At 59.4% G+C, this 6594-nt stretch carries 8 protein-coding genes and 1 pseudogene; 2 read left to right on the top strand and 7 right to left on the bottom strand.

The genetic code is table 11. The features are described from left to right. A pseudogene (locus JQ624_RS37805) lies at positions 1 to 495 on the top strand (MFS transporter); the annotation flags it as partial. On the opposite strand, the gene JQ624_RS37810 reads toward JQ624_RS37805, so the two are convergent. From JQ624_RS37810 to JQ624_RS37840, 7 genes are all read right to left on the bottom strand, one after another. Further along, positions 464 to 1186: a hypothetical protein gene (locus JQ624_RS37810; protein WP_212423944.1), complete on the bottom strand. Its 723-nt coding sequence runs from the start codon at positions 1184 to 1186 to the stop codon at positions 464 to 466. The pseudogene JQ624_RS37805 and the gene JQ624_RS37810 sit on opposite strands and share 32 nt — an antisense overlap. After that, positions 1183 to 2559 carry an ABC transporter permease gene (locus tag JQ624_RS37815; RefSeq protein ID WP_212423945.1) on the bottom strand — a complete coding sequence of 459 codons (1377 nt, stop codon included), beginning with the start codon at positions 2557 to 2559 and terminating at the stop codon, positions 1183 to 1185. Before JQ624_RS37815 ends, JQ624_RS37810 begins: the two co-directional genes overlap by 4 nt. After that, positions 2546 to 3286, bottom strand: a complete 741-nt coding sequence (locus JQ624_RS37820) for an ABC transporter ATP-binding protein (RefSeq protein ID WP_212423946.1) — start codon at positions 3284 to 3286, stop codon at positions 2546 to 2548. Before JQ624_RS37820 ends, JQ624_RS37815 begins: the two co-directional genes overlap by 14 nt. 10 nt (positions 3287 to 3296) lie before the next feature. After that, positions 3297 to 3533: a PepSY domain-containing protein gene (locus tag JQ624_RS37825; protein ID WP_212423947.1), complete on the bottom strand. Its 237-nt coding sequence runs from the start codon at positions 3531 to 3533 to the stop codon at positions 3297 to 3299. 113 nt (positions 3534 to 3646) lie between these two features. Continuing rightward, entirely contained in the window at positions 3647 to 4534 is an 888-nt protein-coding gene (locus tag JQ624_RS37830; protein WP_212423948.1) for a DUF1259 domain-containing protein, read from the bottom strand. A gap of 2 nt (positions 4535 to 4536) precedes the next feature. Further along, complete coding sequence (locus JQ624_RS37835) at positions 4537 to 4761, bottom strand: hypothetical protein (RefSeq protein ID WP_212423949.1); 225 nt, start codon at positions 4759 to 4761, stop codon at positions 4537 to 4539. 169 nt (positions 4762 to 4930) lie between these two features. After that, positions 4931 to 5116, bottom strand: coding sequence for a hypothetical protein (locus JQ624_RS37840; protein ID WP_249130406.1), 186 nt, complete (start codon positions 5114 to 5116; stop codon positions 4931 to 4933). A gap of 492 nt (positions 5117 to 5608) precedes the next feature. Here JQ624_RS37840 and JQ624_RS37845 point away from each other — a divergent pair, with 492 nt between their 5' ends. Beyond that, entirely contained in the window at positions 5609 to 5986 is a 378-nt protein-coding gene (locus tag JQ624_RS37845; protein ID WP_212423950.1) for a hypothetical protein, read from the top strand. Positions 5987 to 6594: the final 608 nt, after the last annotated feature.

Raw genomic sequence — 6594 nt, forward strand, 5'->3', positions numbered from 1 at the left:
GGACCGCGGGCGCTGTTCGGCCTTGTCGCCATGATTTTTATCGCGGCACAGTTGGCATTGATCCTGCGATTGCCGCTTCCGCTGTATGTCCCGTGGATCGTCATTGCGGCAACCGGCGCTGGGACTGTCCTCAGCTACGCGATCCTGGCCGAGTATTTCCCGAAGGAAGTGGCGGGTAGGGCCAACGCCGCGCTGAACCTCTTACACATCAGTGGTGCGTTTGTCGTGCAATATGTAACGGGCTTAGTGGTTCAACTCTGGGCCCCCACAGATGGGCACTATCCTGAGATCGCTTACCAGACCGCGTTTGCTTTCAACGTCGGCTTTCAGATCGTGGCTGGGATCTGGTTCGCTCAAACTTCGATCCTGACGCGCTTGCGAAGAGTAGGCAGCCATATGCGGCATCAGGGCCCCACGGGCGAGCTTGTCAAAGCGGAAGGAAACGTTCTCTATAGCGCTCCTGTCAATCGGCGACCCTTACCGTGTAGTCGCTAAAGTACATGTGGCTGTCGGCCTTGGACCACAGGCCGATGCGGCCTGACACCGGCTGCGACAGCGTATCTTCAAGATAGAGCTTGCCGTCCAGATAGCCTTCGATCTTGGAGCCGCTGATTCGGACCTTGAGTTCATGCCATTGCTTGGTCGCGGTCGGCGTATTGCGCACCCATTTGACTGAGGAGCGCTTACCTTTTTCAAACTTCCACAGCACGAGGTTGTTTTCCAGGCAGTTGGCGCGAATGGTCAGATAGTCGCCGTTTGGCTTGAGATTGAACAGGATTCCGGCGCCCTGATCGATTCGGCCCGACAATCCCTCAAAGCGCACCGTGATCTCGCCGCCTGTGAAATTTTCGACGTTCGGCATGACGGCGTAGGGAAAGTAGGCGTAGGCCTGAACGCGGTCGAGAAATTCCGCGTAGCGTTCGCCATAGAGGGCGCGCGCCTTGTCGGCAATACCTGCCGATGACTGCCCTTCCTTCCATTGCCGCCCGTCAACTGTGAGCACCGTTTTTCCGCTGTCGTTTTCAATCCGCCAGATGCCCACGACCGGCACGAATGACTTTGGCTCGGCCCCGACGGTTTCGCCGGAAAAATCGATTGTCGTTGGCTGCGCGGCGAGTCCTGGCAGAGCCAGTGCCGCGAGACCGATTGCCGAAACAACACAAGCAATGATGTTTCTGTTATTCATGACGTGCCTCCTTTATACGCGAGAGAGTTGGAAGGTGGGCGGCGGATCCACCACCAGCAAAGAACAATCAGGAGCGGCAGTCCGCCGAAAAACCAGAAAAGCGCTGCATCAGCGCTGGCGACTAGCGGATAGCCAGAATATTCGCTGCCGGGCGTTGGTGCGGGAAGTGAGACGCCCGCGAGCGCGTACAGCAGCGGCAAAATCTCGCGAGGACTGGTTGACCGGCTGATGTCGGAACGATTGCCATAAACGTATTCGACCTCGCCATAGGCCTCGTCGCTGCTCCCGCCCGAGAAACCTTGCCGAGGCCTAGCGAGAGCGACTGATACTGTTGGCATTGCGCGCTCGAGTTTCGCCAGCACGTTGCGTTGAAGGTCGGCATAGCGAGGGTCCTCGGGCGCGAGATGCACGGTCACGAGCAAAGGGAGCGGGAGCGTTGCGAGCAGCTTCTGATCAACTGCCGGAAAGGAATTTCGCCTGTCCTCGGTGACGTCGAACGTCAGTCTCACCTGGGCCGCAGCACCGAGCATCAGCGCTACGATCAACACCCACGGCAGCGAGCGACGCAGTTTTCCGAGTGGTGGAACACCAGGCGGCAACCAAACCGTAGTCAACGCAATGAGACCAAAGATCACGCAAGCAGCTCCCAGCACGCGGCCACCCGAGAGCAGCCCCTGCTCGAACGGGCGCAACGTCTGGGTCAGCGACAGCTGAGCGATCCATGACAAAAGTCCGGGATTACCGGCGACGGTGAAATCCAGGACCCATGACCCGATCGTGACGGCAAGCGCGATAATCGCAGCCGTAGACGCGCTATCCGCGATCGACGCCGAGAACAGCGCGAGCGCGCCGACCAGCAGGCCATAGACCATATGGCCAAATAGAAGGTTTGCCGTCTCCACCGCCGCCACGTGCCCACCCAGGATGCGCCACAAGATAAGGGCGGAAAGGGCCGGGATACTGGCAAGACTCCATGCCCCAAGCACGGCGGCGAGCTTGGCGGAGACGAGCGTCGATGGACGATACGGCAACTGCACGAGCAGGCGAAGCGCGCCGGTTTCCTTCTCCTGGCCAAGTGCGCGGATGGCGACGAACGGAAACAGCAACGTCACCGCCACATAGAACGAGCCGAGCGTAGGCACCAGAATGCCGTCCAGCGGTGATAGGCTGTTTGCCAGGACTGGAGATTGCAGCGCCGCCGTGCTTGCTTCGCCGTAAAGTGAAACAGCTTGAAAAAAGCTGTAGCCGACCAGCGGGCACAGCAGCAGCAACATCGTCCACAGCGCCCGACCATTGGTGATTTCCCGCAGCTCCTTTGCGAGCAGCGGCCACAGAGGCGCGGCGCGCCAACCATATGTCTTAGGTGAGCGCAAGAAAAATGTCCTCCAGCGAGCCGGCAGGCAGCGAGGCTTGTGTGCGCAATTCGTCCAGTGTGCCGGATCCGCGAACCTGGCCGGCGGCGAGCAGAATCAGGCGGTCACAGACCCGCTCTGCATCGACCAGCTGGTGAACGGCGAGAATGAATGTTCGGCCCTGAGCGGCTTGGTTGCGGAGCACGTCGACGACCTCGCGCGTTTGCCGCAGATCGAAGCCGTCGAATGGTTCGTCCATCAGTAGGACAGGGTGCGGTGCCAGCAGGGCTAACGCCAACAACAGACGACGGTTGTATCCTTTCGACAACGCATGCACGCGCTTGTGAAGGACGAGCCTCAGGCCCACCGAAGCGATCGTGTCTGCGATTTCTGCCGCCGATCGCCGGTAGACATCGGCAAAGAACGACACGACCTGGAAGGTCGCGTCGTCGCGATAGGGACGCACGCCATCCGGCAGATAAAAGAGTGCGTTGCGGCGTTCCGATGCCGGTAGCGGCTCGCCATGCCATAAAACGTCTCCGGCATCGGCGGGAAGGAGGCCGACGAGCGTTTCCAGCAGCGTGGTCTTGCCGGCACCATTCGGTCCGATAATGCCGACGACCTCACCCGCGCTCGCAGAGAAAGTTACGCCATCAATGGCACGGTCCTCGCCGTACCATTTCGTCAGATCGATGACGCGCAATGGCGGGACAGAGTTCTCGCCCGATGGCAATTGTGCGGAGAGCATGGAATAGCTCCTAGCGCCGCTCCTTGACCTGGCCGCTGCTATCGACGACGAGGGACACGTCCTTGCCGTCTTTCGTCGCCTTGACGGAAATGCCTTCGGCGGTGGATTTGATGTCGCGGATTTGCGAATAACCTGCCGATTGCAGCTTGGCCACAAGCTCCTCTTGGGTCAGAGCATGAGCGGGCGAGAAGGCGCCAGCCATCATAAGACAGCAAAGGACTGCTTGAGAGAAGGTTCGTGCTGACATGATCTCCACTCCTTCTTGATTGCGAACACGAGAATTCCGTGGCGGACGCGCGCGGCCAGCATCAGAGCGACAGCGGCCAAGCGATGCAGCGTTTCCCGGGAACGGCGGGGCGCTTAGTTCAACGCGACCGCAGCCTTGTCGAGCGACGCGCGCAAACCCTTCGCCAGCTTCACCGCATCGTCGTTGGCCCAGAAATGGCAGAAGAACAGACGTGGCTGCTCGTCCAGCATGTGGCTGTGCAGCGCGGTTACCTCGATCCCATTGCTCCGCAATGTCTTGATCACAGGGTTGACCTCGTCGGCCGTCAGAACGAAATCGCCAGTAATCGCTGCCTTGCCGCCGCCGGTGGGCTGGAAGCCGATGGCCTCGGCCACTCCCATGGGACCGACCGGCGCGAGCTGCATGCCACCTTCGCTGACCGGATCGCGGCGCGGCACCGCGAACTGGTAGACGCCGCCATTGTTCTGGCCCTTGACGCCGATGATCTGATCGAGTTGCCCGGTGTCGAGATCGATCGGCGACGACGCTCCGCCCGCAGGTGCGGTGAGCGGGGTTTTGCTGGCGGAAAGCGCATCGCGGATCGCCGCTGCCATTTTGACGGGGTCGCCGTGACCGCCGACATGCATGTAGAAGGTCGCCGGGCTGGCGCGTAGCACATGATTGTGCACGGCCGTGATCTCCAGGCCGCCTTCGATCAGCTTGAGCATGACCGGATTGATTTCCGTTTCCAACAGCACGAGATCGCCCATCGCCATCGCGCCGCCATGCGCCGGCTTGAATGCGACCCAGCCGCCCAACGCGAGCGCCGGCTTGATCGCCACGCCATCAAGCGTCACCGAGAGGTCGGTGCGCGGGAAGCCGTAACGGTGCACATCGCCGCTCACGACGGCCCTTCTGCCGAAGGCTTCATCGACCTTCTGCCAGTCGATTTCTTGCGATCTCGCGGCCGTGTTCAGGAATGCCACGAGAATCGAAACCACAAACAAGAGTGTGGGACGCATGGCTACTCTCCATCTTCCGATCGATCGCGCGTGACGTCGTCCACCATCGGGGCACTGAAACCGAGGAGTCCGAGCGCGATTGCAAATCCTTCCCTCACCCGCGCGGCATCGCCGTAATAGGTGACGGTCGAGGCGTCCTCGCTGTCTGCTGGGGGCCGCACCGCGGACACGCCGATGGGCGCGCTGCTGTTTCCAGATCCGGATGTCTGATGGTCTTTTTCGTCCATGCGCAATCCTCTCGACAAATCGAGCGTTGCGCAGAGCTTGGACGATCAACGTCTGAAGGGGAGTCTGCATATCCCCACCGAAATCATTACCGCGGATCGTATCTTGCAGGCAATTGGAAGCGAGCGCGTCGGCAGGAACCCTCCGTCACAAGGGCGTGTGCGGGAGAGTTTAGCGCGCCGGGGAACCCGACTTGAACGCCCGGCGGCCCTTCTTCTGAAGCTGGCGCAGGTCGCTCAAAGCCTCCGCCAGTAGCCAGTCGCGAAAGGTCACGATCTTCGGCAGACTCGCGGTCGCCTTCGGGCAGATGATCCAGTAGGTCTTGGAGAGCGGCAGCGATAAAGAAAAGGGCCGCACCAGCCGTGGTGAATTTTGCGTCCGGGAAAATACGGGTGCTGAAACGGGCCGACCCTGCAAGCTCAGAAGCGGAACTTCGCGACCCCCTTCGAAGCGTCGCTACCTCAACGAAGGGCGAAGCTAACCAATGCAACCGGATAGAAAAGACGAGCATCTGGGAATGCAGTTGGCTGCAAATTTCACCGGCCGTTTGCAATCAACTGCAAATGGGACCAACTCTATGTCGCCGAACTCGGCAGAGAAGATCGAGCGTTTTCCGTCCGGAACGTCGGTGATGTCTGAAGCTCTCCTCGGACAGCAATTAGGACAAGTGAGTCTCTAGCCCCTCAAATTCGCGAACCCAGCTCAGGACAGGCGCTTGCGAAGCCGTTCATGCGAAGATTACTCAGACTCTTAGACACTTTTGGACGGTCTTAGAAGTTGTTGTCTCGCAGAAACGGCAACATGCGACTCGTTTCTATGTGCTACGGCTCAGAAGTTGGGGGACAGGGCATGGATGAATTCAAACAAAATCAAACTCTCGTGCTGGCGCTTGTCGGCATCGGCGTAGTCATCGTGATCATTGGATTGTGGTTCGCATGGGCGACAGCGTCGCGACACCGAAGCGAGCGCAAGGCCATTTTGCGAGACCGTGAAATGGCAGTCATAGCCGAACGAGTGGAAACGACGGGCGGTGGTAGGCTATGCATACTTTTGCTCGTTCTGACGGTAATTGGAACGGTGATCGCTTACTCGCAAGCGACCACCGTGTTCCAGCAGATTCAGGCGGGCGTATCGTTCATCGGCGGCTGCATCCTGTTCGGACTGGGCGCAGCTCTTGGCCGCAGTCGGACTTACCGGGTTTATCGTTCCGAGCAGCGCATGGAATAAAAATCTGGACGCGGTCTGTCCCGCATGTGGCAGATTGCAGTCAACTGCAAATCGCTTGAGTTCTAGACGCGCGGATTGACGGATGCCCGCTGAAGCGGAAGCAAACTCAACAAGTTTGCAGTCAATTGCAATCAAGGGACCCAGCAAGTTGGGCCATCATTTGATGGGCATCGCGGAATGCAGTTGCAATCGGGAAATTCACCGCACGTTTGCAATCAACTGCAGGACAGGGGGTTGCGGGATCGGCCATGAGTTGTCCCCGGCCATTGAGACAGTTTTGGACGTTCTGCTGATCCGGTGTCCGGAGTTACGGTCACCCGCCGTCGCCGACCCAACTTTTTGTTTTGCAGTTGATTGCAAACCATGTGGGTCTTGGGGCAGGGACAAAACTAAAGGCGGAGGCGAGTCGCCATCAGCTCCCCGCCGCCTTGTTTCGATCCTACGATGTCCATTCATTGGCGCAAAGCAGACCTATTCCTGGAAGGCCGACACTTCCGGGTTTGACCCAGGCTGTGTGAATACGTTTTTCCGCCCCCAAAAACTGCACGCAACCAGGGACGATCCGCGTCGACACGACGGTCTGAGCGTATTTTTGCTGTATCGAGTCT

The sequence above is a fragment of the Bradyrhizobium sp. AUGA SZCCT0283 genome, assembly GCF_018130385.1.
Taxonomy (GTDB): Bacteria; Pseudomonadota; Alphaproteobacteria; order Rhizobiales; family Xanthobacteraceae; genus Bradyrhizobium.

Excerpts from the sequence above, each read along its gene's own strand:
- JQ624_RS37810 (WP_212423944.1), bottom strand. The coding sequence starts at position 1,186 with ATGAATAACAGAAACATCATTGCTTGTGTTGTTTCGGCAATCGGTCTC.
- JQ624_RS37820 (WP_212423946.1), bottom strand. The coding sequence starts at position 3,286 with ATGCTCTCCGCACAATTGCCATCGGGCGAGAACTCTGTCCCGCCATTG.
- JQ624_RS37825 (WP_212423947.1), bottom strand. The coding sequence starts at position 3,533 with ATGTCAGCACGAACCTTCTCTCAAGCAGTCCTTTGCTGTCTTATGATG.
- JQ624_RS37830 (WP_212423948.1), bottom strand. The coding sequence starts at position 4,534 with ATGCGTCCCACACTCTTGTTTGTGGTTTCGATTCTCGTGGCATTCCTG.
- JQ624_RS37835 (WP_212423949.1), bottom strand. The coding sequence starts at position 4,761 with ATGGACGAAAAAGACCATCAGACATCCGGATCTGGAAACAGCAGCGCG.
- JQ624_RS37845 (WP_212423950.1), top strand. The coding sequence starts at position 5,609 with ATGGATGAATTCAAACAAAATCAAACTCTCGTGCTGGCGCTTGTCGGC.